The 26072-nt window shown below is 68.4% G+C and carries 22 protein-coding genes; 13 read left to right on the forward strand and 9 right to left on the reverse strand.

Going from position 1 to position 26072, the window contains the following annotated elements; translation table 11 throughout:
• Positions 1 to 7: 7 nt before the first annotated feature.
• Together GO999_RS19250 and GO999_RS19255 are read left to right on the forward strand one after the other, a co-directional pair.
• On the forward strand, positions 8 to 1066 hold the full coding sequence (locus GO999_RS19250; RefSeq protein ID WP_071093185.1) for a DMT family transporter: 1059 nt from the start codon (positions 8 to 10) through the stop codon (positions 1064 to 1066).
• A 154-nt stretch (positions 1067 to 1220) separates the two neighbouring features.
• On the forward strand, positions 1221 to 1664 hold the full coding sequence (locus tag GO999_RS19255) for an Hpt domain-containing protein (protein WP_028854417.1): 444 nt from the start codon (positions 1221 to 1223) through the stop codon (positions 1662 to 1664).
• On the opposite strand, the gene GO999_RS19260 is transcribed toward GO999_RS19255, so the two are convergent.
• A complete protein-coding gene (locus GO999_RS19260) occupies positions 1661 to 3037 on the reverse strand; it encodes an APC family permease (RefSeq protein ID WP_211907122.1) in 1377 nt (458 codons plus the stop codon). The genes GO999_RS19255 and GO999_RS19260 overlap by 4 nt on opposite strands.
• A gap of 429 nt (positions 3038 to 3466) precedes the next feature.
• Between GO999_RS19260 and GO999_RS19265 the strand changes: the two genes are divergently transcribed.
• Genes GO999_RS19265 through fdhD form a run of 4 tightly spaced genes read left to right on the forward strand, consistent with a single transcriptional unit; the run spans position 3467 to position 8556 of the window.
• A complete protein-coding gene (locus GO999_RS19265; protein ID WP_011004337.1) occupies positions 3467 to 5116 on the forward strand; it encodes an OFA family MFS transporter in 1650 nt (549 codons plus the stop codon).
• Positions 5117 to 5150: 34 nt separating this feature from the next.
• Positions 5151 to 7490, forward strand: a complete 2340-nt coding sequence (locus GO999_RS19270; RefSeq protein WP_020829957.1) for an FdhF/YdeP family oxidoreductase — start codon at positions 5151 to 5153, stop codon at positions 7488 to 7490.
• On the forward strand, positions 7490 to 7738 hold the full coding sequence (locus GO999_RS19275) for a MarR family winged helix-turn-helix transcriptional regulator (RefSeq protein WP_011004339.1): 249 nt from the start codon (positions 7490 to 7492) through the stop codon (positions 7736 to 7738). Before GO999_RS19270 ends, GO999_RS19275 begins: the two co-directional genes overlap by 1 nt.
• Complete coding sequence (fdhD, locus tag GO999_RS19280) at positions 7735 to 8556, forward strand: formate dehydrogenase accessory sulfurtransferase FdhD (protein ID WP_016724750.1); 822 nt, start codon at positions 7735 to 7737, stop codon at positions 8554 to 8556. The genes GO999_RS19275 and fdhD overlap by 4 nt, the downstream gene beginning before the upstream one ends.
• Positions 8557 to 8565: 9 nt before the next feature.
• Here the strand turns inward: fdhD and GO999_RS19285 are convergent, their stop codons facing one another.
• Positions 8566 to 10161 carry a sensor domain-containing phosphodiesterase gene (locus tag GO999_RS19285; protein WP_211907123.1) on the reverse strand — a complete coding sequence of 532 codons (1596 nt, stop codon included), beginning with the start codon at positions 10159 to 10161 and terminating at the stop codon, positions 8566 to 8568.
• A 148-nt stretch (positions 10162 to 10309) separates the two neighbouring features.
• Positions 10310 to 12205: a potassium transporter Kup gene (locus GO999_RS19290; protein ID WP_049800498.1), complete on the reverse strand. Its 1896-nt coding sequence runs from the start codon at positions 12203 to 12205 to the stop codon at positions 10310 to 10312.
• A gap of 355 nt (positions 12206 to 12560) precedes the next feature.
• Here GO999_RS19290 and GO999_RS19295 point away from each other — a divergent pair, with 355 nt between their 5' ends.
• Both GO999_RS19295 and GO999_RS19300 read left to right on the forward strand, forming a co-directional pair.
• Positions 12561 to 12764, forward strand: a complete 204-nt coding sequence (locus GO999_RS19295; RefSeq protein ID WP_003265287.1) for a cold-shock protein — start codon at positions 12561 to 12563, stop codon at positions 12762 to 12764.
• 203 nt (positions 12765 to 12967) lie between these two features.
• The gene (locus GO999_RS19300) at positions 12968 to 13174 is read left to right on the forward strand and encodes a cold-shock protein (RefSeq protein ID WP_011004343.1); all 207 of its coding nucleotides are present in this window, start codon (positions 12968 to 12970) and stop codon (positions 13172 to 13174) included.
• Between the two features lie 75 nt (positions 13175 to 13249).
• On the opposite strand, the gene GO999_RS19305 is transcribed toward GO999_RS19300, so the two are convergent.
• Together GO999_RS19305 and aptA are read right to left on the reverse strand one after the other, a co-directional pair.
• Positions 13250 to 14785 (reverse strand): CoA-acylating methylmalonate-semialdehyde dehydrogenase, encoded by a 1536-nt coding sequence (locus GO999_RS19305; RefSeq protein WP_211907124.1) that lies wholly within the window; start codon positions 14783 to 14785, stop codon positions 13250 to 13252.
• 1 nt (position 14786) lies between these two features.
• A complete protein-coding gene (gene aptA, locus GO999_RS19310) occupies positions 14787 to 16124 on the reverse strand; it encodes an omega-aminotransferase AptA (RefSeq protein WP_071013072.1) in 1338 nt (445 codons plus the stop codon).
• 157 nt (positions 16125 to 16281) lie between these two features.
• Between aptA and GO999_RS19315 the strand changes: the two genes are divergently transcribed.
• The 4 genes from GO999_RS19315 (at position 16282) to GO999_RS19330 (ending at position 21089) form a co-directional block, all read left to right on the forward strand.
• On the forward strand, positions 16282 to 17685 hold the full coding sequence (locus tag GO999_RS19315; RefSeq protein ID WP_058908114.1) for an aminotransferase-like domain-containing protein: 1404 nt from the start codon (positions 16282 to 16284) through the stop codon (positions 17683 to 17685).
• A gap of 530 nt (positions 17686 to 18215) precedes the next feature.
• Positions 18216 to 18959, forward strand: coding sequence for an acetoacetate decarboxylase (locus tag GO999_RS19320; RefSeq protein WP_058908115.1), 744 nt, complete (start codon positions 18216 to 18218; stop codon positions 18957 to 18959).
• A 44-nt stretch (positions 18960 to 19003) separates the two neighbouring features.
• A complete protein-coding gene (locus GO999_RS19325; protein ID WP_011004348.1) occupies positions 19004 to 19789 on the forward strand; it encodes a 3-hydroxybutyrate dehydrogenase in 786 nt (261 codons plus the stop codon).
• A gap of 31 nt (positions 19790 to 19820) precedes the next feature.
• A complete protein-coding gene (locus tag GO999_RS19330) occupies positions 19821 to 21089 on the forward strand; it encodes a DUF3734 domain-containing protein (protein WP_019719593.1) in 1269 nt (422 codons plus the stop codon).
• 16 nt (positions 21090 to 21105) lie between these two features.
• Here GO999_RS19330 and GO999_RS19335 read toward each other — a convergent pair whose 3' ends face one another.
• The gene (locus tag GO999_RS19335) at positions 21106 to 22203 is read right to left on the reverse strand and encodes an oxidoreductase (protein ID WP_211907125.1); all 1098 of its coding nucleotides are present in this window, start codon (positions 22201 to 22203) and stop codon (positions 21106 to 21108) included.
• Between the two features lie 265 nt (positions 22204 to 22468).
• On the opposite strand from GO999_RS19335, the gene GO999_RS19340 reads away from it, so the two are divergent.
• Positions 22469 to 24601, forward strand: a complete 2133-nt coding sequence (locus GO999_RS19340; protein WP_020829945.1) for a TonB-dependent receptor — start codon at positions 22469 to 22471, stop codon at positions 24599 to 24601.
• 49 nt (positions 24602 to 24650) lie between these two features.
• Here GO999_RS19340 and GO999_RS19345 read toward each other — a convergent pair whose 3' ends face one another.
• The 3 genes from GO999_RS19345 to GO999_RS19355 all read right to left on the reverse strand — a co-directional run bounded on the left by GO999_RS19345 (position 24651) and on the right by GO999_RS19355 (position 26057).
• Positions 24651 to 25112: an acyltransferase gene (locus tag GO999_RS19345; protein ID WP_165591900.1), complete on the reverse strand. Its 462-nt coding sequence runs from the start codon at positions 25110 to 25112 to the stop codon at positions 24651 to 24653.
• Positions 25109 to 25258 carry an HU family DNA-binding protein gene (locus GO999_RS24840; protein ID WP_020829944.1) on the reverse strand — a complete coding sequence of 50 codons (150 nt, stop codon included), beginning with the start codon at positions 25256 to 25258 and terminating at the stop codon, positions 25109 to 25111. The genes GO999_RS19345 and GO999_RS24840 overlap by 4 nt, the downstream gene beginning before the upstream one ends.
• Positions 25259 to 25493: 235 nt before the next feature.
• Positions 25494 to 26057: an HI_0983 family protein gene (locus tag GO999_RS19355; protein ID WP_064478533.1), complete on the reverse strand. Its 564-nt coding sequence runs from the start codon at positions 26055 to 26057 to the stop codon at positions 25494 to 25496.
• Positions 26058 to 26072 lie beyond the last annotated feature (15 nt).

Genomic DNA, 26072 nt, shown 5'->3' on the forward strand with positions numbered 1-26072 from the left:
AACCGCCATGTCCCTCCGATCCGCCGCCCCCGCCCTCGGTGCCGCTCTGCTGTTCGGCGCGAGCACGCCGCTTGCCAAGACCTTGACGGGCACGGTCTCGCCCATCCTGCTGGCGGGCCTGCTGTATCTGGGCAGCGGCCTGGGCCTGGCCGGCTTCCTGCTCGCGAGACGGCTGATGAAGCGGGGCACCCCGTCCGCCGCCGGCTCGCCGCCGATTCCGCGCCATGAAGTGCCGTGGCTGCTCGGCGCCATCGCGGCGGGGGGCGTGGCGGGCCCCGCCCTCCTGATGATGGGCCTGGCCGGCACGGCCGCCGCCCCGGCTGCGCTGCTGCTCAACGTCGAAGGCGTGCTGACCGCGCTGATCGCCTGGATCGTGTTCCGGGAACACACCGACCGGCAGATCGTGCTCGGCATGATCGCCATCGTCGCCGGCGGCGCGCTCCTCTCGTGGCAGCCCGGCGCCGCGCGCTTTTCGCCCGGCGCGCTGCTGATCGTCGCGGCCTGCGCCTGCTGGGCCATCGACAACAACCTGACGCGCAACGTCTCGACCAACGACGCCGTGCTGGTCGCCTGCCTGAAGGGCCTCGTGGCCGGCGGCTGCAACACCGCATTCGCCTTGGCCGCGGGCGGCAGGCTGCCCGCGGGATGGCCGCTTGCGTCGGCGATGCTGATCGGCTTTGCCGGCTACGGCGTCAGCCTGGCGCTGTTCGTCATCGCGCTGCGGCATCTGGGGACGGCGCGCACGGGCGCCTATTTTTCCGTGGCCCCGCTGTTCGGCGTCGTGATCGCGCTGCTGATCTGGCCCGAGATGCCCGGCGCCCTGTTCTGGCTAGCCGCGGCGCTGATGGCCCTCGGCCTCTGGCTGCACCTGCGCGAGCGGCACGAGCACGAACACGCGCACGAACCGATGGAGCACACGCACGCGCATCGCCACGACGAGCACCATCAGCACACGCACGACTTTCCGTGGGACGGCCAGGAGCCGCATGTCCACCGCCACCGGCACGAAGCGCTGATCCACAAGCACCCGCATTACCCGGACATCCACCACCGCCATCCACATTGAGCGGCCATGCCCGGCGGTGTCCGGGGCGCGCCGACCATCCCGCGCCCTTCCCGCATCCGGGGCGCCGGGGCCAGAATCAGAATCGTCCGATGGCGGCGGGCGCTACCAGCGTGCAAAGTCTGCGGTGCATCCACACGCCGCCCGCTCGCCCACCATGCAACCGCATCCCGCCACCGCCATCGCGCCCGCGCCTCGCGCGGCAGTCCACCCTGCCATCGCCGACACCCTGCCGGCGCAGATCGTTATCGTCCTCACCGAGCTGTTCGGCACCGACCTGCGGCAATGGCACTTCCTCATCGATCTGTTCTGCGACACCGTCATGCAGGACCTCGCCGACCTGGAAGCCGCCATTGCCCGCGGCGCGGCCGCCGACGTCGCCACGGCCGCCCACCGGATCGCCGGCTCGGCGCGGATGCTCGGCCACGGGGCCATCGGCGACGCGGCACACGCCGTGGAACGCATCGCCCTGAGCGACGACAACGGCCGCGCCCACCCGGCCGACCTCCAGCACGCCTTCGTCGGTCTGCGCATGCAGATCGACACGTTCCGCCGGCACGCGTGCCGCTGCGCGTGGCCGGACGCCGGCGCCCCCGGCTAGCCCGCTGCCGCGCGCGCGGCCATGCGGCGGTTGAGCATCAGCGGCACCACGCCAAGCGCGATGCCGCCCAGGCCCACCACGTTGGTCGCCAGATCGAAGGTCGGCACGCTGTAGACCGCGATGAACCACAGGAACAGCGCACTGAACAGCGGCCATACCAGCAGGAACACCAGATTGAAGACCGACCGCAGCGCCTCGCGGCGAAAGCGCCATGCGCAGGCAAAGCCCGCCAGCCCGTAGTAGAAGGCCACCTGGAAGCCGATCGCGTTCACCGAGTCCTTGATGATGGCGCTCACGCTCGGAAAGTACGACGCGCCGAACAGCAGCAGCAACCCGATCGCCGTGATCATCGCCGTGGCCACCCATGGCGTGCGCCACCGCTTGTGCAGGATCGCGTAGCGCGGGTGCACGATGCCATCGCGCCCCTTGGCGTAAAGCGTGCGCGTGAACTGCAGAATGGACGTCTCCAGCGTGCCCACGGTGCTGAGCATGACCGCGATCACGGCCACGTAGCTCCAGGGGCGCGGCAGCAGCTTGTCGGCAATCGCAAAGACGACGTTGGTGCTCGATTGCTGGATCTCTTGGTCATTGAGCACCAGCAGGATCACCACCGCAAAGCCCATGAACAGCGCCAGCACGATCAGCATCGCCCACAGGGCCCCGTGGCCGGGCGCGCGGCTGGCATCGCGCGTCTCCTCGGTCAGGTTGACCGTCACGTCCCAGCCCCAGAAGAAGAACAGCGCCGTCAGTGCGCCGGTGGCGAACAGCTGCGGCGTAAAGCTGCCGGGCGACAGCCACACCAGCGAAAACCCGTGCGCCGGATGCGCGCCGTACTTGGCCAGCGCAAGCAGCATCAACGCCAGCAGGATCGCGGCCTCCGTCACCGTCATGACGATCTGCGAATAGCTGGTCAGCTTGATGCCCTTGACGATGACCGCGCTCACCACCAGCAGCCACCCGGCCGCCACCAGCGCCACCGCCGCCGGCTGCACCGCCAGCCCGGGCGCGACCAGCGTGAGTGTGGCCGTCGCCGCCGGAATCGTGCCCGACACCATGAACACCACCGACGCCACCAGCAGCGCCCAGCCGGCGAAGAACCCGAGCGTGCGATTGAAGATCGCGCCCACCCAGGCATACGCGGCGCCGGCACTGGGGTTCAGCCGGTTCAGATGCAGATACGCGAAGGTCACGCCGAACATGATCAGCCCGCAATACAGCAGGCTGGCCGGCGCCAGCAGGCCGACCGCGCCGATCAGCATGGCCGTGGTGGCGGCAATGCTGAAGGCCGGCGCCGTGCCGGCCACGCCCATCACCACCGATTCGGCCAGGCCCAGCGCCTGCCCCTCCAATTCCGCCGGAGCGTTCGTCGTCATGGTCGCCACCCCCAATCGTCGACGTCGACCTGGATGCCCGGCCGGGCAGCAGCGTCCGGCAGGCACTTACAGTATTGGCCGCCAGTGCGGCAGCACCAAGCACGTTGGCGACACCATCAAGTGACACAAACCTCCCCCAACGCACCCGCCGCATGCACGACGAACGCTGTCGATGTGATGAATATCCCTCTTCTTTACTCGGTTTATTTGTGTCGCTAAGCATATTCCGACCCCAGTTCTGCTATATGTTGCTGTTCACGCAATACAACGGTGTTCGCCAACTATTGATGTTACGCACACCTCACTACTATCTTCGCGTGCAACGTCGGCGCAGTCCGGGCTAGCGCCGCGACAACGCAACCGTCATGCGCCGGTTGCGCACACCACTTCGCAACAACAGGGCACATCAACATTTCCGGGGGGATTACGATGTCCGAAGCTGTTCTTCATCCATTTTTTTCGCGCGAGCGCACCGTCGCCGCGGTTGGATTCAACCGCTGGCTGGTACCACCCGCCGCACTGGCCATCCATCTGTGCATCGGCATGGCCTATGGTTTTTCCGTCTTCTGGCTGCCGCTGTCGCGGGCGCTGGGCATCACCCAGTCGCACACCTGCGGCGCCGATGTCTCGCTGATCGCTGAGCTGTTCACCACCTCGTGCGACTGGCGCATTTCCAGCCTCGGCTGGATGTACACCCTCTTCTTCGTATTCCTGGGCGCCTCCGCGGCGCTGTGGGGCGGCTGGCTGGAGCGCGTCGGCCCGCGCAAGGCCGGCGTGGTCTCCGCGGTGTGCTGGTGCGGCGGCCTGCTGATCTCGGCATTCGGCGTGCAGACGCACCAGCTGTGGATGCTGTGGATCGGCTCCGGCGTGATCGGGGGCATCGGCCTGGGCCTGGGCTATATCTCGCCCGTGTCGACGCTGATCAAGTGGTTCCCGGACAAGCGCGGCATGGCGACCGGCATGGCCATCATGGGCTTCGGCGGCGGCGCGATGATCGGCGCTCCGCTGGCTGACCGCCTGATGAAGCTGTTTGCCTCGGCCGATTCCGTGGGCGTGTCGCAAACGTTCATCGTGCTGGCCGCGATCTACTTCGTGTTCATGATGGCCGGTGCCCTGGGCTACCGCGTGCCGCCCGCAGGCTGGAAGCCCGCCGGCTGGAAACCGTCGCCCGCCAAGGCCAACGACACCATGGTCACGCAGCGCCACGTGCACGTCAGCCAGGCCGTCAAGACGCCGCAGTTCTGGCTGATCTGGGCCGTGCTGTGCCTGAACGTGTCGGCCGGCATCGGTGTGCTGGGCATGGCCTCGCCGCTGCTGCAGGAAGTGTTCGGCGGCAAGCTGCTGGGGGTCACCACCGCGTTCACCGAACTGACCGCCGCGCAAAAGGGCCAGATCGCCGCCATCGCCGCGGGCTTCACCGGCCTGCTGAGCCTGTTCAACATCGGCGGCCGCTTCTTCTGGGCCTCGCTGTCGGACCGGCTGGGCCGCAAGCTGACCTACGCCGTCTTCTTCGCGCTGGGCTTCGTGCTGTACGCCGCGATTCCCTGGACTTCGCACACCAGCAACATCGCGCTGTTCTCGCTGGCCTTCTGCGTGATCCTGAGCATGTACGGCGGCGGCTTCGCCACCGTGCCGGCCTACCTGGCCGACATGTTCGGCACCCAGATGGTGGGCGCCATCCATGGCCGCCTGCTGACAGCGTGGTCGACGGCCGGCATCCTGGGCCCCGTGCTGGTGAACTACCTGCGCGAATACCAGATCGCCCACGGCGTGGCCCGCGCGGCGGTCTACGACATCACGATGATGGTGCTGGCCGGCCTGCTGGTGCTCGGCTTCATCTGCAACCTGCTGGTGCGCCCGGTCGACCCGAAGCACTTCATGACCGAAGCACAGCTGGACGAGCAGCGCCACGCCGCAACCGCCGCGACCCCGCAAGCCAACGCGCCGGAAACCTCGCTCGAGTGGCAAGCTCACCCGGGTTCGGCCGTGGCCGTGGTGCTGGCCTGGGCCGCCGTGGGCCTGCCGTTGGGCTGGGGGGTTTGGATTACACTCCAAAAAGCTGCCGTGCTGTTCTCCTGACCCGACGCACCCAACGCTCCAGCCGCCCCGCCCCATGAAACACCAGAAGATCGAGTTCTACCGTCATCCGGCCGGTGGCTGGGGCGCGCTCAAGAGCGTTGCGCACCAGTTGCTGTCGCAAGGCATCGCCGCCAAGGGCGCCAAGACGCTGCTGTCGGCCAACCAGCCGGACGGCTTCGACTGCCCCGGCTGCGCCTGGCCCGACCGCGACCATGCCTCCACCTTCGAGTTCTGCGAAAACGGCGTGAAGGCCGTGGCGGCCGAAGCCACGGCCCGCCGCACCACGCCCGAGTTCTTCGCGCAGCACACCGTGCGCGAGCTGGCCGGGTGGTCCGATTTCGCGCTGGAAGACCAGGGGCGCCTGACGCACCCGATGGTCTACGACGCGACCACCGACAAATACGTCCCCATTGAATGGGACGCCGCCTTCGCCCTGATCGCGCAGCACCTGCGCGCGCTGCCCGATCCGAACCAGGCGATCTTCTACACCTCCGGCCGCACCAGCAATGAGGCGGCCTTCCTCTACCAGTTGTTCGTGCGCGCGTACGGCACGAACAACTTCCCCGACTGCTCCAACATGTGCCACGAGCCCTCCGGCACAGGCATGCGGAGCAGCATCGGCGTCGGCAAGGGCACCGTCACCCTCGACGATTTCACTCAAGCCGACGCGATCTTCATCTTCGGCCAGAACCCGGGGACGAACCACCCGCGCATGCTCGGCGAGCTGCGCGAGGCCGCCAAGCGCGGCGCGGCCATCGTGTCGTTCAACCCGCTGCGCGAGCGCGGGCTGGAGCGCTTTGCCGATCCGCAAAGCAAGATCGAAATGCTCACGCTGGGCTCGACGCGCATCAGCACCGAATACCACCAGGTCCGCATCGGCGGCGACCTGGCCACCGTCAAGGGCCTGATCAAGCACGTGATCGAGCGCGACGACGCGGCGTGCAGCCGCGGCGAGCCCGCCATCATCGATCACGACTTCGTGGCCCGGCACACCGGCGGCTACGACGCCTTCGCCGCCGACGTGCGCGCCGAATCGTGGGCCACCATCGAAGCCGAATCGGGCCTGCCCGAAGCCGAGATCCGCCAGGCCGGCGACACCTACATCAACGCCGGCAGCGTGATCGCCTGCTGGGGCATGGGCATCACCCAGCACAAGCATTCGGTGGCGACCATCCAGATGATCGTCAACCTGCTGCTGCTGCGCGGCAACATTGGCCGCCCGGGCGCCGGCGCGTGCCCGGTGCGCGGCCACAGCAACGTGCAGGGCGACCGCACCATGGGCATCTACGAGAAGCCCGCGCCGGCCTTCCTCGACCGGCTGGAGAGCGTCTTCGGCTTGACCGTGCCGCGCGAACACGGCTACGACACCGTCGGCGCCATCGAGGCGATGCGCAACGGCGCCGCGCGCGTGTTCTTCGCCATGGGCGGCAACTTCGCGGCGGCCACGCCGGATACCGCCGCCACCTGGGCCGGCCTGCGCCAGTGCGACCTGACCGTGCACGTAACCACCAAGCTCAACCGCAGCCACGTCGTGCACGGCAAGGCCGCGCTGATCCTGCCGTGCCTGGGCCGCACCGAAATCGACCAGCAGGCCGGCGGCGCGCAGGGCGTGACGGTGGAAGACTCGATGAGCATGGTGCACATGTCGGCGGGCATCAATCCGCCGGCCTCGCCGCACCTGCTGTCCGAGCCGGCCATCGTGGCGCGCCTGGCCGAGGCCACGCTGCCCGGGAGCACCGTGCCGTGGCGCTGGCTGGTCGAAGACTACGACCGCATCCGCGAGCGCATCGAAGCGGTGTTCGATGACTTCGCCGGCTTCAACGAGAAGATCCGCGTGCCGGGCGGCTTCCGCCTGCGCAACACGGCTTCGGAGCGGATCTGGAACACGCCCTCGGGCAAGGCGCTCTTCCACACGCACGGCATCCCGACCGACACGCCCGTGCACCGCGCCCGCGCGCGCCATGCCGATGCCACCGTCTTCACGCTGGCCACAGTGCGCTCGCACGACCAGTACAACACCACCATCTACGGCATGGACGACCGCTATCGCGGCGTGTTCGGCCAGCGCCGCGTGGTGTTCGCCAACACCGAAGACCTGCGCGCGATCGGCATGAAGGACGGCGACTGGGTGGACATGGTCACGCTGTCGGAAGATGGCGCCACGCGCCGCGCGGACGGCTTCCGCCTGGTGGCGTACGACATCCCGCGCGGCTGCCTGGCGGCGTATTACCCCGAAACCAACCCGCTGGTGCCGCTGTCCGCCGTGGCCGACCAGGCCCGCACGCCGACGTCCAAGTCGATCCCGGTGATGCTGTTGCCGAGCCAGGCTGCGCCGCGCGCCGAAGCGGACACGGCGGCCACCGCCGAAGCCTGATGACCGGAACTCCCGGCTGGTCGGCGCTGCAACTGGCGCTGCTGGCGGCATTGCAGGAAACCGAGGCGGGCAGGCCGGTGTCGCTGCCCTGGCTGACCAAGCGTGTGGGCGAGCGCGGCAGCACCGTGCTGCGCGCGCTGCATCCGCTGGCGGACGCGGGCCTGCTGCGCGTGACGATGGACGATACGCGCTGGCTGGTCGTGCTGTCCGATGCCGGCCGCCATGCGTACAAGGACGCTGCCGCATGACCGCCCTCACCCGCCATCCCGCCGGCCTGCCGGTCGTCTCCACCTCGGCGACGCGGCGCACGCGTGCCGGCACGCAGGAAGACACCACCACCGCCGTCGCCGACGAGGCGCCCGTCGCGCTGGTGTTCAACGGCATCACGCACGCCGTGATGATGGCCTCGCCGACCGACCTGGAGGCGTTTGCGCTGGGGTTCGCGCTGTCCGAGGGCATCATCGACAGCCGTGCCGACTGGCGCGGCGCCGACGTGGACGCGCATCCGCACGGCCTGGAAGTGCACGCCGAGATTGCCACGCACTGCTTTGTCCGCCTAAAGGCACGCCGGCGCGCGCTGGCCGGGCCCACCGGCTGCGGCCTGTGCGGCATCGAGAGCCTGCAGACCTTCGAGACCGCGCCCGTGCCGCTCGCACCGCCGGCGTGGGTGTCGACGCTGCCCGATGCGCTGGTGCTCGACGCGCTGAAGGCGCTCACCGCCGCCCACCAGCCCGCCAACGCGCTCACCGGGGGCCTGCATGCCGCCGGTTGGGTGCCCGCCAACGGCAACGGCATGCCCGCGCACGTGCTGGAAGACGTCGGCCGGCACAACGCGCTCGACAAGCTGATCGGCCGGCTGGCCCGGCTCGGCATCGCCCCCGCCGACGGCTTCGTCGTGATGACGAGCCGCGCGAGCTTCGAACTGGTACGCAAGTGCGTGCAGACCGGTGTGCCGCTGCTGGCGACCATCTCCGCGCCGTCGTCGCTGGCCATTGCGCATGCCAGGACGGGGCAGCTGACACTGCTGGCGTTCTGCCGCGGCGACAGCGTCACGCGGTTTGCCTAGACAGCGGCTTCAGGCATGCCCGCGGTAGCCGTCGAGCTGGCGCTCCAGGACGGCAATCCGGTGCTCCAGTGCCTTGCGGCCGGTGATGTCGACGATCAGGCCGTACCAGCGGTCGATCGCGCCGTCGGCGCCGTGGTGGGGCCGCGCCCGGCTGCTCACCCAATGCCATGAGCCGTCCGGCCACTTGATGCGGAACGTGGTCTCGAACGGCTGACCGCTCGGCAGCCAGGCGAGCCATTCCTGGCGCACCCGCACGCTGTCTTCCGGGTGCATGGTCCCGTACCAGGCCTCGATGCGGTCCTCGACCGACATGTTCCGGGCCGCGCCGAAGGTCGGCCCCATGTAGTTGACGGTGCCGTCCGGCCGCGCCGCCCAGGCGATGTCGGGGCTGAGCTCGCTCGCGCAGCGGAAATGCTCCTCGCTTTCGCGAATCGCGCGTTCGGCCCGCCGCTGCTCGGTGACGTCGATCATGATGATCGAGGTGCCGATGCGCTCGCCCACCTCGTCGTGGACCGGCTGGACGAACGCCAGATAGCAGGTTTCCCCCTGCCCCTCGATCTCCACCGGCGCGGGCGACCTCCCCTGCGCGATGTCGCGCACCGCCGCCTGCAGGCCGCGCAGCCGGGCCTTGCAGCACGCCATATCGGCCAGGCGCCGCCCGATGAACTGGCTGCCCGCGCACGCCAGGATCTCCAGGAAGCGGTTGTTGGCACTGACGCAGCGCTCCGCGCCGTCCACGAAGCACAGCGCGACGGGCGCATGCCGGTACAGCGCCTCGAGCTGGTGCAGCCGCTGAAAGGGCGATGCCTCGCTCAGGGCCTCCGCGGGGGCCGGCTTGCCGAAGCCGCGCCGCAGGGCCGCCGCCGCGTCGGGCGCCGGCACGGGATACCCGAACAGCCACCCCTGCCCCAGGCCGCAGCCGAGCCCGCGCAGGATGTCGGCCTGGGCGCGCGTCTCCACCCCCTCGGCCACCACATCGACGCCCAGGCTTTGCCCCAGCCCGATGATGGACGCGACGATCTTGCGGCTGTCGCGGTCGCCCTCCATGTTCTGGACGAAGCTGGCGTCGATCTTGATCTTGTCGAAAGCCAAGGCGTGCAGCCGCTCGAGATTGGAAAAGCCGATGCCGAAATCGTCGAGCGCGATCCGGATGCCCGCGCGCTTGAGCTCACCCACCAGCGCCGCCGCGACCCCGATGTCGCCCACCAGCGCGCTCTCGGTAATTTCCATCTGCAGCCGCTCCAGCGGAAAGCGGCCCGCTTCCGCCGCCGCCCGGATCAGGCTGAACAGCCCGGCGTTCTGCAACTGCTGGGGCGATAGATTGAAGGCAAGGAAGAAGCTGCCGTCCCAGGCGGCGGCGGCCCGGCAGGCCTTGGACAGGACGCGCACGAGCAGCATATCGATCAGGCCATGACGCTCGGCCACCGGGATGAAGACCGTCGGCGGCACCTCGCCGAGGTCCGCCTCCGTCCACCGCGAAAGGACCTCGAACCCCTTGAGGTCGTGATCCCGGAGATCGACCAGGCACTGGAACGCCGGCTCGATGGCGTCCCGCGCGAGCGCGTCCAGCAAGCGCTCGCGGGTGATGGAGGCGGCGTCGATCATCTTCTCATCCAGATTCCAGGCAGGCTTGTTGGCTGACCAGCATACGCCCAAACGCCGTCATGCCTGGAACAGAAACGGCCGAGTGCCCCTGAATCTTAACGGCGGCAGCCTTGCCGCACATGGATTAGACCGGTCGGCGTAAGCGCGCCTAGATCTCGACCTTGCTCCCCAGTTCCACCAGCCGGTTGGCCGGTATCCGGAAGAAGTCCGACGGCTTGGCGCTGTTGTGCTGCATCCAGGCAAACAGCGCCTCGCGCCACATCGCCATGCCGGGCAGCTGCGATGGCACCACCGTGGCGCGCGTGATGAAGAACGATGTCTCCATGTCTTCGAAGACGATGCCGAGCCGTTCGCCGACCATGCGGACGATCTCGTCCACGGCCGGGGTCTCCTTGAAGCCGAAATCCGCCGCGACCGCATAGAGGTTGTCGCCGATGGTCTTGACGACCAGGCGCTTGGCGGGCTCCACGTACGGCACCGCCTGCGTGCGGAAGTGGATGAACAGCACGCGGCTGTGCAGCACGTGGTTGTGCTTGAGGTTGTGCAGCAGCGCGAGCGGCACGAACTCGATGCTGGGCGTCAGGTAGACGGCCGTGCCGTCCACCCGGTATGGCGGATGGCTCAGCAGGCCCTCCATGAACGGCTCCAGCAGGATGCCGCCCTCCACGTTGCGCGCCTTCAGCAGTTGCGTCCCGGTGTGCCACGTCACCATCAGGAAGAAGATCAGGCCGCCCAGCAGCAGCGGAAACCAGCCGCCGGCCGCGACCTTCAACAGGTTCGCGCCGAAGAACGACAGGTCCACCGCCAGGAACACCGTCCCCAGCAAGGCCACCGCCGGCAGGCTCCACTTCCAGGCATTGCGCATCACCACCGTGACCAGGCCGGTGGTCAGCAGCATGGTCGTCGTGACCGCAATGCCATAGGCCGCCGCCAGGTTGTCGGACTTGCCGAAGGCCAGCACCACCGCCACCACCAGCAGCAGCAGCGCGTAGTTCACCACCGGCACATAGATCTGGCCGATCTCGACATCCGACGTGTACAGGATCTTCATGCGCGGCGCGTAGCCGAGGTGGACGGCCTGCGCCGTCATCGAGAAGGCCCCGGAGATGACCGCCTGCGAAGCGATGACGGTCGCGGCGGTGGCCAGCACGATCGTCGGCGCCACGGCCCAGGTCGGCATCAGCAGGAAGAACGGATTCTGCAGCGCCGAAGGCTCGCGCAGCAGCAGCGCGCCCTGCCCGAAATAGTTCAGCAGCAGGCAAGGCATGGCGATGTAGAACCACGCATAGCGGATCGGGCGGGCGCCGAAGTGCCCCATGTCGGCATAGAGCGCCTCGGCGCCGGTCAGCGCGAGGAACACCGAGCCGAACACGATGAACGCCTGCACCGCGTGCCGGAACATGAATTCGATGGCGTGGACCGGGTTCAGCGCCACCAGGATCTGCGGCGAGCGCAGCACCGAAAACAGGCCGATCAGCCCGAGCAGCACGAACCAGAACAGCATCACCGGGCCGAACAACCGCCCCACCACATGCGTGCCATGCTTCTGCAGCAGGAACAGCCCGACCAGCACGATCAGCGACAGCGGCAGCACCCAGGGCTGCAGCGCGGGCGTCATCACTTCCATGCCCTCGACGGCCGACAGCACGGAAATGGCCGGCGTGATGACGGCATCGCCGTAGAACATGCTGGCGCCCAGCAGGCCGAGCAGCATCAGCGTGCGGGTCGTGCGCGCCCCGCCGCTGCTGGCGCGCATGGCCAGCGCCGTGAGCGCGAGGATGCCGCCTTCGCCATTGTTGTCGGCGCGCATCACGAACACCACGTACTTGATCGATACCACCAGCGTCATCGACCAGAACAGCATGGACAGGACGCCGTAGACGGTCTGCGTCGAGAACGGCACCCCATGCTCGGGGTTGAAGCACTCCTTCAGGGCATAGAGCGGGCTGGTGCCGATGTCTCCGAAAACCACGCCGATCGCACCGAGCATGGTGGCCATCAGGGCGGGCTTTCTTGTGATTGTGCTGCCGGTGGCTGTCGTCATGGTGATCTGTTGCGCGGATGACGAGGGGCGCTGACGCAAATTCCGTGCGCCGTCTGCCGCGAACCATGGAACCGCCGGAGTGCGGCAGAAGCCACTGAAGCTTAGGTGAAATTCCCCGTGTCTGCGCGAGTGTTTGCACCAATGGCAGGCAGCCCCGAAGCCTGAAGCGCCCGGCGGCGGCCACGGCACACCGCATGCATGCATCCCCGGGCGAAACTGGGGGAAAACAGACTTTGACTGGGAGACGCGCCAAGCATATATTCACCAAACGATCGTTTGGCCGGATTGGCCTCGTCTGCCTGCTGCGTTTATCGGGCCGGCGGCCGATCGATTTCTCAACTTCACGTTCAAGATCATGGCTACTGGTACCGTCAAGTGGTTCAACGACGCTAAGGGTTTCGGCTTTATTACCCCGGATGAAGGCGGCGAGGACCTTTTCGCGCATTTCTCTGCGATCAACATGCAAGGGTTCAAGACCCTGAAGGAAGGTCAACGCGTTTCGTTTGAAATCACGCAAGGCCCGAAGGGCAAGCAAGCCTCGAATATCCAGGCGGCTTGAACGCAGAGCCGGGGCACTGACTGAGCCGAGATCGGTCCCTCGATTGCAGGACAGCGCGCCACGCTTGCGGGCAGAGCGCGCGCTGGTCGAAAGCCCCAAGGAAGGGGTCAGTTGTTGGGTTGTTCTGTACGTGTTTGCCAGAAGCTGTCGGTGGACCGCCGGAAACGGCGTCCGGTTTCACGAACCCTTTTTGGGAGAATGCCATGGCCAGCCGAATCGAAGCGAACGCCGAGCACTATGATCCGCCCACCGGGGCAGCCACGGACACCGAGGCTGCCCCGTGTTTCATACGGGATTCGGAAATCCAGCTGTTGCGATTGCAGCGGCTCCATGAAGGCCAGCGCGTCAGCTTTGACGTCGTCATGGGGCCGGACGGCGAGCCGATCGCCGTCAATATCAAACCGATATGACAGCCGTGTTTCCGCATCGCGTCGACACAAAAAAAGGGAGGCCATGCCTCCCTTTTTCATGAGCGCCGCCGAGGCTCACTTCGCCGTCGGCATGACGAATTCCGCACCCTTGGCGATCGAATCCGGCCAGCGCTGCATCACGCTCTTGTAGCGCGTGTAGAAGCGCACGCCCTCTTCGCCATAGGCGTGGTGATCGCCGAACAGCGAGCGCTTCCAGCCGCCGAAGCTGTGCCACGCCATCGGCACCGGGATCGGCACGTTGATGCCGACCATGCCGATCTGGATCTGCCGCGCGAACGCCCGCGCGATGCCGCCGTCGCTGGTGTAGCACGACACGCCGTTGCCGTATTCGTGCGCGTTGATCAGGTCCACCGCTTCGGCAAAGTCGTGCACGCGCACCACCGACAGCACCGGGCCGAAGATTTCTTCCTTGTAGATCGTCATGTCGGGCGTGACGTGGTCGAACAGCGTGCCGCCGGTGAAGAAGCCTTCGGCGTGGCCTTCGACGGTATGGCCACGGCCATCCACCACGAGCTGCGCGCCCTCCTCCACACCCTTGGCGATGTAGCCTTCGACCTTGACCTTGTGCGCGCCGGTCACCAGCGGCCCCATTTCGCTGCGCGGCTCCATGCCGTTGCCGATCTGGAGCGCCCGCGCGCGCTCGGCCAGGCGCGGCACCAGCCGGTCGGCCACGCCGCCCACCGCCACCGCCACCGAGATCGCCATGCAGCGCTCGCCGGCCGAGCCGTACGCTGCGCCGATCAGCGCGTCCACCGCCTGGTCGAGATCGGCATCGGGCATCACCACCAGGTGGTTCTTGGCGCCGCCCAGGGCCTGCACGCGCTTGCCGCGCCGGGTGCCTTCCGCATAGATGTATTCGGCGATCGGCGTGCTGCCGACGAACGACACGGCCTGCACGTCCGGATGGGCCAGCAGCGCGTCCACCGCCTCCTTGCCGCCCTGCACGACATTGAACACGCCGTCGGGCAGGCCAGCCTGCTTGAGCAGGTCGGCGATCATCAGGCTGGGGCTCGGATCGCGCTCGCTCGGCTTGAGCACGAAGGTGTTGCCGCACGCCAGCGCGACCGGGAACATCCACATCGGCACCATCACCGGGAAGTTGAACGGCGTGATGCCGGCCACCACGCCCAGCGGCTGGCGCAGGTTCCAGTTGTCGATGCCGCCGCCGATGTTGTCGGTAAATTCGGTCTTGAGCAGGTTCGGGATGCCGCAGGCGAACTCCACCACCTCGATGCCGCGCGTGACTTCGCCCTTGGCATCGGAGAACACCTTGCCGTGCTCGCGCGTGATGGCGGCCGCGAGCGCGTCATGGTGCTGGTCGAGCAGCTCCTTGAACTTGAACAGGATGCGCGCGCGCTTGAGCGGCGAGGTCTCGGCCCAGGCCGGCGCGGCGGCGCGGGCGGTGGCCACGGCGGCATCCACCTCGGCCTTGCCGCCCAGCAGCACCTGTGCCGACACGGCACCGGTGGCGGGGTTGAACACGTCGGCGCTGCGCGTGGCGGTGCCGGCATGGCGCTGTCCGCCGATGTAGTGGCTGACCACAGCATCAGCCACGGAAGCGGTCACAGCGGGATCAATCGGTCGATTCATCTCAGGCTACCTCTTGCAGGACGGTACGGACGGTGTCGAAGATGCGGGCGATTTCCGCCTCGCTGATGATGAGCGGCGGCGAGAACGCCAGCGTGTCGCCGGTGTAGCGCACCAGCACGCCGCGCTCCAGGCACTTCAGGAACACCTCGTAGGCGCGCGCGCCTGCGGCCCCCGGGCGCGGCTCCAGCTCGATGCCGGCCACCAGCCCCAGGTTGCGGATGTCCTTGACGTGCGGCGCGCCCTTGAGCGAATGCGCCGCCGCCTCGAATGCCGGCGACAGCGCGCGGGCGCGCTCGAACAGGCCCTCGGTGCGGTACAGGTCGATGGCGGCCACGGCGGCGGCGGCGGCCAGCGGATGCGCGGAATAGGTATAGCCGTGGAACAGCTCGATCGCCCCCGGCGCGCCGGCCTCGATCACGGCATCGTGCAGCGACTGGCGCACCGCCACCGCGCCCATCGGCACGGCCGCGTTGTTGATGCCCTTGGCCATCGTCAGCAGGTCGGGCGTGACGCCGAAGAACGCCGACGCGGTGGCCGCGCCCAGACGGCCGAAGCCGGTAATGACCTCGTCGAAGATCAGCAGGATGCCGTGCTTGTCGCACAGCGCGCGCAGGCGCTCCAGGTAGCCCTTGGGCGGCACCAGCACGCCGGTGGAGCCGGCCAGCGGCTCGATGATGACGGCGGCGATGGTCGACGGGTCGTGCAGCGTGACGATGCGCTCCAGCTCATCGGCCAGATGTGCGCCCCAGGCCGGCTGGCCCTTGGAGAATGCATTGTGCTCGGGGGCATGCGTGTGCGGCAGATGATCCACGCCGGGCATCAGGTTGGCCGAGAACGCCTTGCGGTTCGGCGCGATGCCGCCCACCGAGATGCCGCCGAAACCCACGCCGTGATAGCCGCGCTCGCGGCCGATGAAGCGGGTGCGCTGCCCTTCACCGCGCGCGCGGTGGTACGCCAGCGCGATCTTGAGTGCGGTATCCACCGCCTCCGAACCGGAGTTGACGAAGAAGATGCGGTTCAGCCCCGCGGGCATGATCTCGGCCACCTTCTCCGCCGCGCGGAAGGCCACGGGGTGGCCCATCTGGAAGGTCGGCGCGAAATCCATGGCGGCGGCCTGCGCCGCGATGGCGTCGACGATCGCCTTGCGGCAATGGCCGGCGTTGACGCACCACAGGCCCGCCGTGCCGTCCAGCACCTCGCGGCCGTCGGCGTCGCGGTAGTACATGCCCTGCGCGGAGACCAGCAGGCGCGGCGCGGCCTTGTACTGGCGGTTGGCCGTGAAGGGCATCCAGAAGTAGGACAGATCGGTGGTTTCCAGCGGGTGCGGGGCGGGTTTCATCGGCAACTCCAGGCAAAAGGGGACCGGGCCAGATCGAGCGTTCCGGCAAACTGTACAGAGCGGGATGCACATCGGACATGCACAGATTGCGCGATTCGCCGAAACTGTATAGGTAGTACGGCAGACCGCACGCCGCCGGCTCACCTTGCACCGCACCATGCAACTCGAACTCGATCCCCACCATCCTCAGCGTACGTTGGTCGACCAGATTGTCCAGGGCATTCGCGCCGCCGTGGACAACCACAGCCTGCCGCCCGGCACCCGGCTGCCCTCGGTGCGCAAGCTGGCGCAGGCGCACGGCATCAGCACGTTCACCGTTGCCGAGGCCTATACCCGGCTGGCGGCGCTGGGCGCCATCGTCGCGCGGCCGCGCTCGGGCTACCTGGTGGCGGCGCGCGCACCGGTCCAGCCGGTGCCGGTGGCGCCCCGCTGGGAGCCGCCCGCGCTCAACGCGGCCTGGCTGCTGTCGGACGTGTTCGCCGACCGCTCCATCGCCATCAAGCCGGGCTGCGGCTGGCTGCCGAACGACTGGCTGGACGAGCGCGGCGTGCAGGAAGCGATGCGCATGGTCAGCCGCGTGTCGGCGCTGCGGGTGGCGGGCTATGGGCACCCATGGGGCTACGCGCCGCTGGGCGAATATGTGGCGCAGTCGCTCGCGCTGCGCGGCCTGCCCGTCGAGCGCGCCCAAGTGCTGCTGACCAGCGGCGCCACCCAGGCGCTGGACCTGATCGTGCGCACGCTCTTCAAGGCGGGCGACGTGGTGGCGGTGGAAGATCCGGTCTACTGCAACGTACTCCAGGTGCTCAAACTGGCCGGCCTGCGCGTGGTGGGCGTGCCGCGCACCCCCGAAGGGCTCGACACAGCAGCGCTGGAAACCGTGCTGCGCCAGGACGAGGCCAGCCGCCCGCGCGCCCTCTTCGTCAGCACCGTGCTGCAGAACCCGACCGGCTCGTCGATGACGGCGCAGAACGCCTACCGCGCACTGCAACTGGCCGAGCAGCACGGCCTGTGGATCGTCGAGGACGATCTGCACCGCGAGCTCGCCGACCCCGCCGCGCCGATGCTGGCCGCGCTCGACGGGCTGCGCCGCACGCTCTATGTGAGCGGCTTCTCCAAGACCATCTCGCCGTCGCTGCGCGCGGGCTACGTGGTGGCGGACGCAGCCATCACGCGCGAACTGGCGCGGACCAAGATGGCGGTGGCGCTCACCTCGTCGGAGATCACCGAGCGCATCGTGCACGCCTTCGTGACACGGCCGGCCTACGCGGAGCACGTGGCCCGCCTGAACGCACGGCTGGGCGCGGCGCATGCCGGCGTCGAGGCGACCATGCGCGAGCACGGCGCCGTCGTGTTCGACACGCCCGGACGCGGGCTCTTCCTGTGGGCGAGGCTGCCCGGCCATGCGGATGCGTCCGCGCTGGCCGACCGCGCCATCCGCGGCAATATCTGGCTGGCGCCGGGCCAGTACTTCCGCCCGGACGACGCGGCCAGTCCGTGGCTGCGCTTCAATGTCGCTTACTCGGGCGACCCGGCGCTGTGGGATTTCCTGGCGAGCGCCTAGTAAGGGCCGGTATCTTCATGCTTTGCCGTGCCGGGGTCGAACGATGGCCTCGCGCGCTTGGCACGGGCACCCCATCACGCCGCCGCCGGCTGACCGGGCCGCGACCGCGGCGTCACACATTCCACATCACCCGCGGCTAGGATGGCCGAAGCCGCGATCGGGGCGGCGGGGCCACGGTACAGATATCGGCCCGTCGGATTGGCGCGCGGCCCGAGACAACGGTGTGCCGGTGAGCCGGCGCCCATGCCGGGTGCGGCACCCTTGCACTTTGTCTATCGTGGTCGAGGCACGCCAGCACGGCCAGGCCGGGCGCTCGACCGCGCGCCGACCCAGTCGAGGCCAGCCGGCGCGGGCGCGACCCTGCGACGGACGGAACGGTCGCCAGGGACATGCGCCCCGGCTGCCGGCCGGTGTCAGGCGGGCACGGCCGGCCGCTGGCAAGGCCGACCTGCCCCGGATCGCATGCAGCCGGGTGTCCGCCGCTGGCGCCACGGCGGGCCCGAGGATTCGCACCACGCACAAGGAGAGCCATGGACATCGATACCGTCCGCAAGACTGCCTTCGCCATGCCGCTGACCAGCCCGGCCTATCCGCCCGGCCCCTACCGCTTCATCAACCGCGAATTTTTCATCATCACCTATCGCACCGACCCGGCCAGGCTGCGCGCGATGGTGCCCGAGCCGCTGGAGGTGCCCGAGCCGCTGGTGAGCTATGAGTTCATCCGCATGGCCGACTCCACCGGCTTCGGCGACTACACCGAGAGCGGCCAGGTGATCCCCGTCACCTTCGAGGGCAAGCCCGGCACCTACACGCTCGCCATGTACCTGGACGACCATCCGCCGCTGGCCGGCGGCCGCGAGATGTGGGGCTTTCCCAAGAAGCTCGCCACGCCCAGGCTGCAGACCAGCAAGGACACCCTGCTCGGCACGCTCGACTACGGCCCCGTGCGCGTGGCCACCGGCACCATGGGCTACAAGCACAAGGAGCTGGACCTCGCGGCGCAGCAGCAGCGCCTGGCGCGGCCCAACTTCCTGCTGAAGATCATTCCCCACGTGGACGGCAGGACGGCGCGCATCTGCGAGCTGTCGCGCAACACCATGGACGACATCGTCATGAAGGGCGCCTGGACCGGCCCGGCTTCGCTGGAGCTCGCGCACCATGCGCTGGCGCCGGTGGCCGACCTGCCGGTGCTGGAAATCGTGGAAGCCCGGCACCTGATCGCCGACCTGACCCTCGGCATGGGCGAGGTCGTGTTCGATTACCTCGCCAAGTAGGTCCCCATCCCCCTGTCCCACCCCACCCTCGCGGAGCACACAGCATGTCCGACCTGAAAGGAAAAGTCGCCGTCGTCACCGGTGCCGCCAGCGGCATCGGCAAGCAGATCGCCCTCACGCTTGCCCGGGCCGGCGCGGCCATCGGCATCGTCGACCTGAACGAAGATGGCGCCCAGGCCGCCGCCAAGGAGATCACCGACGCCGGCGGCAAGGCCATCGGCCTGCGCATGGACGTCACCGACGAACAGGCGGTCGACATCGGCATCGACCGCGTGGCGGCCGAACTGGGCTCGGTCGACATCTTGGTCTCCAACGCCGGCGTCCAGATCGTCAACCCGATCGAGAGCTATGCCTTTGCCGACTGGAAGAAGATGCAGGCCATCCACGTCGACGGCGCCTTCCTGACCACGCGCGCGGCGCTGCGCCACATGTACAAGGACAAGCGCGGCGGCGTGGTGATCTACATGGGCTCGGTGCACTCGCACGAGGGCTCGCCGCTGAAGTCGGCCTACGTGGCGGCCAAGCACGCGCTGCTGGGGCTGTCCAAGGTGCTGGCCAAAGAGGGCGCGGCGCATAACGTGCGCTCGCACGTGGTATGCCCGGGGTTCGTGCGCACGCCGCTGGTCGACAAGCAGATTCCCGAGCAGGCCAAGGAGCTCGGCATCAGCGAGGAAGACGTGGTGAAGAAGGTGATGCTGGGCGGCACCGTCGACGGCGTGTTCACAACGGTGGAAGATGTGGCCGAGACCGTGCGCTTCCTGGCGAGCTTCCCTAGCGCGGCGCTGACCGGCCAATCGTTCGTGGTCAGCCACGGCTGGTTCATGCAGTAAGCCCGGCCCAGTGCCAGCAAACGGAGGAGACATGCCCGCATCCACACCACGCAAGCCCGCAGCCAAGCGTTCGGCCCCGGCCGCCGCGCCATCCCCCGGCCCGGCCGACGCCCCGCAGACCGGGGCCCCGCGCATCGCGCTGCCCGCCTACGAGAACATCGCACTGGTGCTGCAAGGCGGCGGCGCGCTGGGCGCGTACCAGGCCGGCGTGTTCGAGGGGCTCGATGCGGCGGGCATTGCACCGAACTGGATCGCGGGCATTTCCATCGGTGCGCTGAACACCGCGATCATCGCCGGCAATGCGCCGGAACAGCGGCTGGCCAGGCTGCGCGAATTCTGGCAGACCATCTGCCAGCCGGGCTTCTCGCCGCCGCTGCCGGACATCCTGGAGAACGCCTGGTTCGACGGCAACATGCACATGCGCAAGTGGCTGACGGCCATGCAGATCGGCGAGACGTTCATCGAGGGCCAGCGCGGCTTCTTCGCGCCCCGCTGGCCGGCGCCGCTGCCGGCCAGCGAAGTCGATCCGCTGGAGGCGAGCTACTACGACACCACGCCGCTGAAAGCCACGCTGGAGCGCCTGTGCGATTTCGACCGCATCAACGACGGCGGCATCCGCGTGTCGGTGGGCGCGGTCAATGTGCGCACCGGCAATCTCGAATGCTTCGACAACACCGAGCGCCGCCTGCGCGCGGAGCACTTCATGGCCTCCGGCGCGCTGCCGCCGGGCTTCCCGCCCGTGCTGATCGACGGCGAGTATTACTGGGACGGCGGGGTCGTCTCCAATACGCCGCTGTCCTACGTGCTGGAGAGCACGCCGCGCCGCGACACGCTGGTGTTCCAGGTGGACCTGTGGAGCGCGGTGGGGCCGGTGCCCGACACCATGATCGGCGTGGCCAGCCGGCGCAAGGACCTGCAGTATTCCAGCCGCACCCGGCTGGTCACCGACTGGATGGAGCGCGCGCAATCGACGCGGCGGCTGGTGCTCACCATGCTCGACCACCTGCCGGCCTCGGAATTCGGCCACACGGCGTGGTACCGGCACGCGCAGGAGCTGGCCAGCAACAAGCACTTCAACGTCATCCACCTGATCTACGCGGCCAAGGAAGACGAGGGCCCGGGCAAGGATATCCAGTTCGGCCCGTCGACCATGCGCGACCATTGGCATTCGGGGCTGGCGGATATCCGCGAATCGCTGTCGCACCCGGAGTGGCTGGCGATGCCCGACAGCGTATCCGGCTTCGCCACGCACGACATCCACCGCAAGGCCGGCTCGCCGCGCCCCGGCAAGCGCATGTAGGCGCCGGGCGCCCGGCTTACCCCGCCGGCGCCGTCGCTGCCCAGTCGGCCCGTTCGGAATCGGTCAGGTCGGGCACGGCGGCGGCGCCGGTCTCGGCCGCCGCCAATGCCGCTTCGAGCACGGCCATCACCGCCACGGCCTGGACCGGCGGCACCGGGTTCGGCGCGGCCCCGCCGATCGCATCGCGCACCGCGGCGTAGTACGCGCGCTGGTCGCCGGCCGGCGCGGCAATCTCGGTGACGGCCGCGCTGGCGCCGTCGATCAGACGGGCGGCATCGTGGTCGCTGCCCCAGCCGGCGGCGCCCGGCGCCATGCCGGCCAGCAGTTGCGCCTCCTGCCGATCCATCCCCTGCTTGATGAACGAGCCGCGCGTGCCGTGCACGATCCAGCGCGGTGCGCCGCCGGCCACCAGCATGCTGGCGTGCAGGATGGCGCGCCGCTCGCCGTAGTGCAGGACGACGTGGGCCCAATCGGCCGTCTCGGCGCCGGGCCGCTGACACGCGAACGAGGCGCTCACCAGCTCCGGCAGGCCCAGCAGCACCAGTGCCTGATCGACCAGGTGCGGCCCCAGATCGAACCAGATGCCGGTGCCCTGCCCGGCCTGCTCGCGCCAGCGGGCGCGCACCTGGGGGCGGTAGCGGTCGAAATGCGCCTCGACATGCATCGCCTCGCCGATCGCGCCGCTGGCCAGCGTGGCGCGCAGGGCCAGGAAATCGCTGTCCCAGCGCCGGTTCTGGAACACCGACAGCAGGCGGCCGGTCTCGCGCGCCACCCGCGCCAGGTGCCGCGCCTCGGCCAGCGTGACGGTGAACGGCTTGTCGACCACTACGTGCTTGCCGGCGCGCAGCGCGGCCTCGGCCAGCGCGGCATGGCGATCGTTCGGCGCCGCGATGACGACGAGATCGGCCTCGGGATGCACGGCCGCGGCCTCGGGCGGACAGACCAGCGCATCGGGCAAGTCCGCCAGCACGGCCTCGGGCCGATTGGAGCCGACCACATGCAGGCGCAGCCCGGGCACGGCACCGATCAGCGCGGCATGGAACAGCTTGCCGGCGTAACCGTAGCCGACCAGCGCCACGCGCAAGACCGACGGGGAAGGTGCAGAAAGCGACATAGCGACCAGAACAGGAATGGGAACAGGAAGATGAGACGGCGCCACACAACCACCGACGCTGCGTGCCGCCCGGTGCACAGCATTGTGCGCGGAATGCCACCGCGCCCAGCGACGAAAAACCCACACTCAGTCAAAAGTATTGCTTAACACTCTTGTAAATAGGAATTGTTCTCATTAGTATTTGCGCCTTCACAAATTGAAGGCGCCACCCCGCGGGAACGGCGCCCTGCCCGCCATCGGGCCTGCTCACTTTACGGGAACCGTCATGCCGCCGAAACGCCTGTGCCTCTCTCTGGCTGTCCTTGGAACCTTGCCCTTCTTCGCCCAGGCAGCTTTCGCCGAGGAAGCCGCAAAGGCCGGCCCGACCGTGGAAGCCGGCACGCTCCCCGCCGCCACCGTGCTGGGCACGCGCAGCCGCACCAGCTATGACACGCCCGTCGCCACCACGGCCACCAAGATCCCGGCGCCGCTGCGCGAGATTCCGCAGTCGGTCAACGTCGTGCCGCGCGCGGTGATCCAGGACCAGGGCGCCCTGTCGCTCAACGATACGCTGCGCAACGTGCCCGGCGTGTCCGCCTCGCTCGGCGACGCGCAGCGCGATCAGGTCACCATCCGCGGCTTCTCGGCGATCAACGACCAGTACGTCGACGGCCTGCGCGACGATGCGCTGTACTTCCGCGACCTCTCCAACGTCGAGCGCATCGAGGTGCTGAAGGGGCCGGCCGCCGTGCTGTACGGGCGCGGCTCGTCGGGCGGCATCATCAACCGCGTGACCAAGAAGCCGCTCGCGACGCCAATGGCCGAAGTGGGCGTGCTGCTCGGCACCGAGGGCCAGAAGCGCGCCGAGTTCGACCTCAACACCTCCATCAACGACGACGCCGTCCGCGCCCGCCTGACCGGCGCCGTGGAAGATTCCGGCGGCTTCCGCAACGACTATTTCCTGCGCCGCCAGGCGATCTCGCCGTCGTTCCTGTTCAACTTGTCGCCCGATACCAAGCTGACGCTGCAGTTCGACTACCTGCACGACACGCGCATCGCCGACCAAGGCGTGCCGTCGTACCGCGGCCGCCCCGTCAACGTGCCGATCGAGACGCGCTATGGCTCGGCCAACGCGGGCGACGGCAATGTCGAGACCACCGTCAAGAGCGTGACCGGCACGCTGGACCACCGCATCAACGACCAGTGGTCGTTCCACAGCGTGGTGCGCAACTACGAATACGCGCTGGGCCGCAACAACTACGTGACCGTGAGCCGGGTGACCGGCGGGGCCGTGCCCACCGTCACGCTCGGCGTCAACCAGCGCAACCGCAGCGACCGCGGCACCGTCTGGCAGAACGAGCTGACCCAGCAGGCCGAGACCTTCGGCATCCGGCACACGCTGCTGTACGGCATCGAGCTGGGCTACCAGGACAAGAGCGACCGCGTGGCCGCCGCCTCGGGCAGCTTCACCTACAACCTGTTCAACCCGGTGCCGGTGGTCTTGCCGACGGTGCCGGCCAACGCCACGCCCAGCAACTACGGCCTCACCCACAACGAGACCTACGCGATGTACGCGCAGGACCTCATCAAGTTCTCGCCACAATGGACGGTGCTGGCCGGCCTGCGCTACGAAGTCCTCAAACAGAGCCGCGACGACCTGACCCCGAAGAACCAGGACCTGTCGCGCACCGACAAGCCGGTCAGCCCGCGCCTGGGCATCGTGTACCACCCGGTCGAAGCGCTGTCGCTGTATGCGTCGTACAGCCGCTCGTTCCAGCCGCTGGCGGACAGCTTCACCTACTACACCAACAGCAGCGCGCTGGCCCCGCAGTCGACCACCAACTACGAGATCGGCGCCAAATACGATGTGTCGGCCAGCGCCAGCGTGAGCGCCGCGCTGTTCGACATGAAGCAGACCAACCTGACCAGCGTCGACCCCGCGACGCAGCTGGCCGTGCCCATCGGCACGCAGCGCACGCGCGGGCTGGAACTGTCCTTCACCGGCGAGGTGGTGAAGACGTGGTCCGTGATCGCCAGCTACGCCTACCTGAACGGCGTGCTGACCAATCCGTTCGACAAGAGCAACGGCGTGTCGGTCTCGGGCAACCAGCCGTCGCTGACGCCGCGCCACAGCGGCTCGCTGTGGGTCAAGCACGATCTGCCCAACGGCTTCTACGTGGCCGGCGGCCTCCGTGCCGAAGGCGCGCGCTTTGCCTCGCAGTACAACGTCACCACGCTGCCCGGCTACATGACCGTCGACCTGGGCGCCGGCTATCGCAGCAAGCATGTCGACGTGACGCTGAACCTGCAGAACCTGTTCAACCGCGCATACTACGTCTCGGCCCACGGCGGCGCGGAGAACTACAACCTGCCGGGCGCGCCGCGCATGGCGCTACTGGGCGTGCGGTACAAGATGTAAGACGCTGCGGCGCGCCGGCACACGCAGACCGGCGCGCTGCGCATGCACGTCAGGGTGCGCCGGCCGAGGGCGTACCCGCCGGCTGCGGAAAGCGCCAGGCCAGGAACAGCGCGCGTGCGCCCGGGTCGGTGGCGAGCTTGTGCACGGTCCCAGCACTGTTGGCGTACCGTTCAGCGCTGTGGAAGATGTCGTCCGGGTCGTCCGTCAGATTGAGGGATGCCACCACCGAATCGCCAACCATGCCGAACCACGGCGCTTCCTTGGCGTGCCTGACGAGGTCCGGATAGGCGGCTTCGAATTCCGCCACGGCAGCACGCAATGCCGCGGCCTCCGTCGGATAGCGGCTGCAGAACGCCCGCAGGTGATCGCCGTGTGCAAACAGCGCGACGCCCGCATCAATGCCGTCATACCGTGCCATGCTGGCCTGTGCCTCCTCCACCGTCGCGGCATGGACCGCCGGCACGCAGACAAGCGCCCACGCCGCCAGCACGCGCCGCAGCCCCGCCGTCATTGGAACAGCGACGACACGCCAAACGCCACCACCAGCAGCGCCGTCCACTGCAGGGGAATCCAGAACAGCGTGTGCCTCGCCTTCAGCTCGACCTGCTGCCCCGTCTTCGGATCGACCAGCACCCGGCCCGGCCGGCTGTTGAGCACCTGCCCAGATGCCAGACAGCCGCGGCGCTGAGCACCATCAGCGTGGCAAACACGGAATGGTGCGCGGTGTAGTAGCCCTTGCCGAACAGCGCATCGGCCGCAAGCTGGCCGACGAGCGAAACGCACAGGGGAATCAGTACGGCGAGAAAGCCGAGGCCTTGCCAGATCAGGATCACGATGGTTCTTCGGAAACAGTCGGTGGATTCGAAAACGGTGCCGTCGCAAAGCACGCGCGTCAGTCGCAGCGTGGCACCCAGGCCTGCTTTTTCAGAGCGTCGGCCAGCTTGGCGTTCTCGCCGGCAATCCAGTCCAGCCGCTCGAAGCGGCCCTTCGGGGAGGCATCCGCGGCCGGCTCGTACTTGACCGCCACCTGGTAGATCACCAGCCCATCGCAGGCACCGACATGGTAGGAACGGTGCGCATCGGACTCGTAGGTCGGCGCCTTCGCCGTCGGCTCGTAGAGGATCCGCGCGTAACCGCTCGGCCCATCGACGGACAACTGGTAATGCGGGCGCGGCGTGGCCCGGTCCAGGGCATGCTTGGTGGCGACGACCCACGCCGTGGGGTCCTGCTGAATGTTCTTGCCGTAGCGCAAGGTCAACAACGTCGTCCAGGCGTCGACGGACTCGCCGTTGGTCGTGTACTCATAGAAGCGCTGGCCATCGGGCAGGGCGTTCTGATAGGCGAGCTGGTAGGTACGGTCTTGCCAGACCAGGGTGTCCGGCGCGTGAAATTCGCCGGCGTGGCTCAGCGACGCCATCAGCGGGAGCAGCAGCGCTGCCAGGTGTTTCTTCTGCATGGTTTGTTTTCTTTA

Origin of the sequence: Ralstonia nicotianae, from assembly GCF_018243235.1 — a bacterium.
Classification (GTDB): domain Bacteria; phylum Pseudomonadota; class Gammaproteobacteria; order Burkholderiales; family Burkholderiaceae; genus Ralstonia; species Ralstonia nicotianae.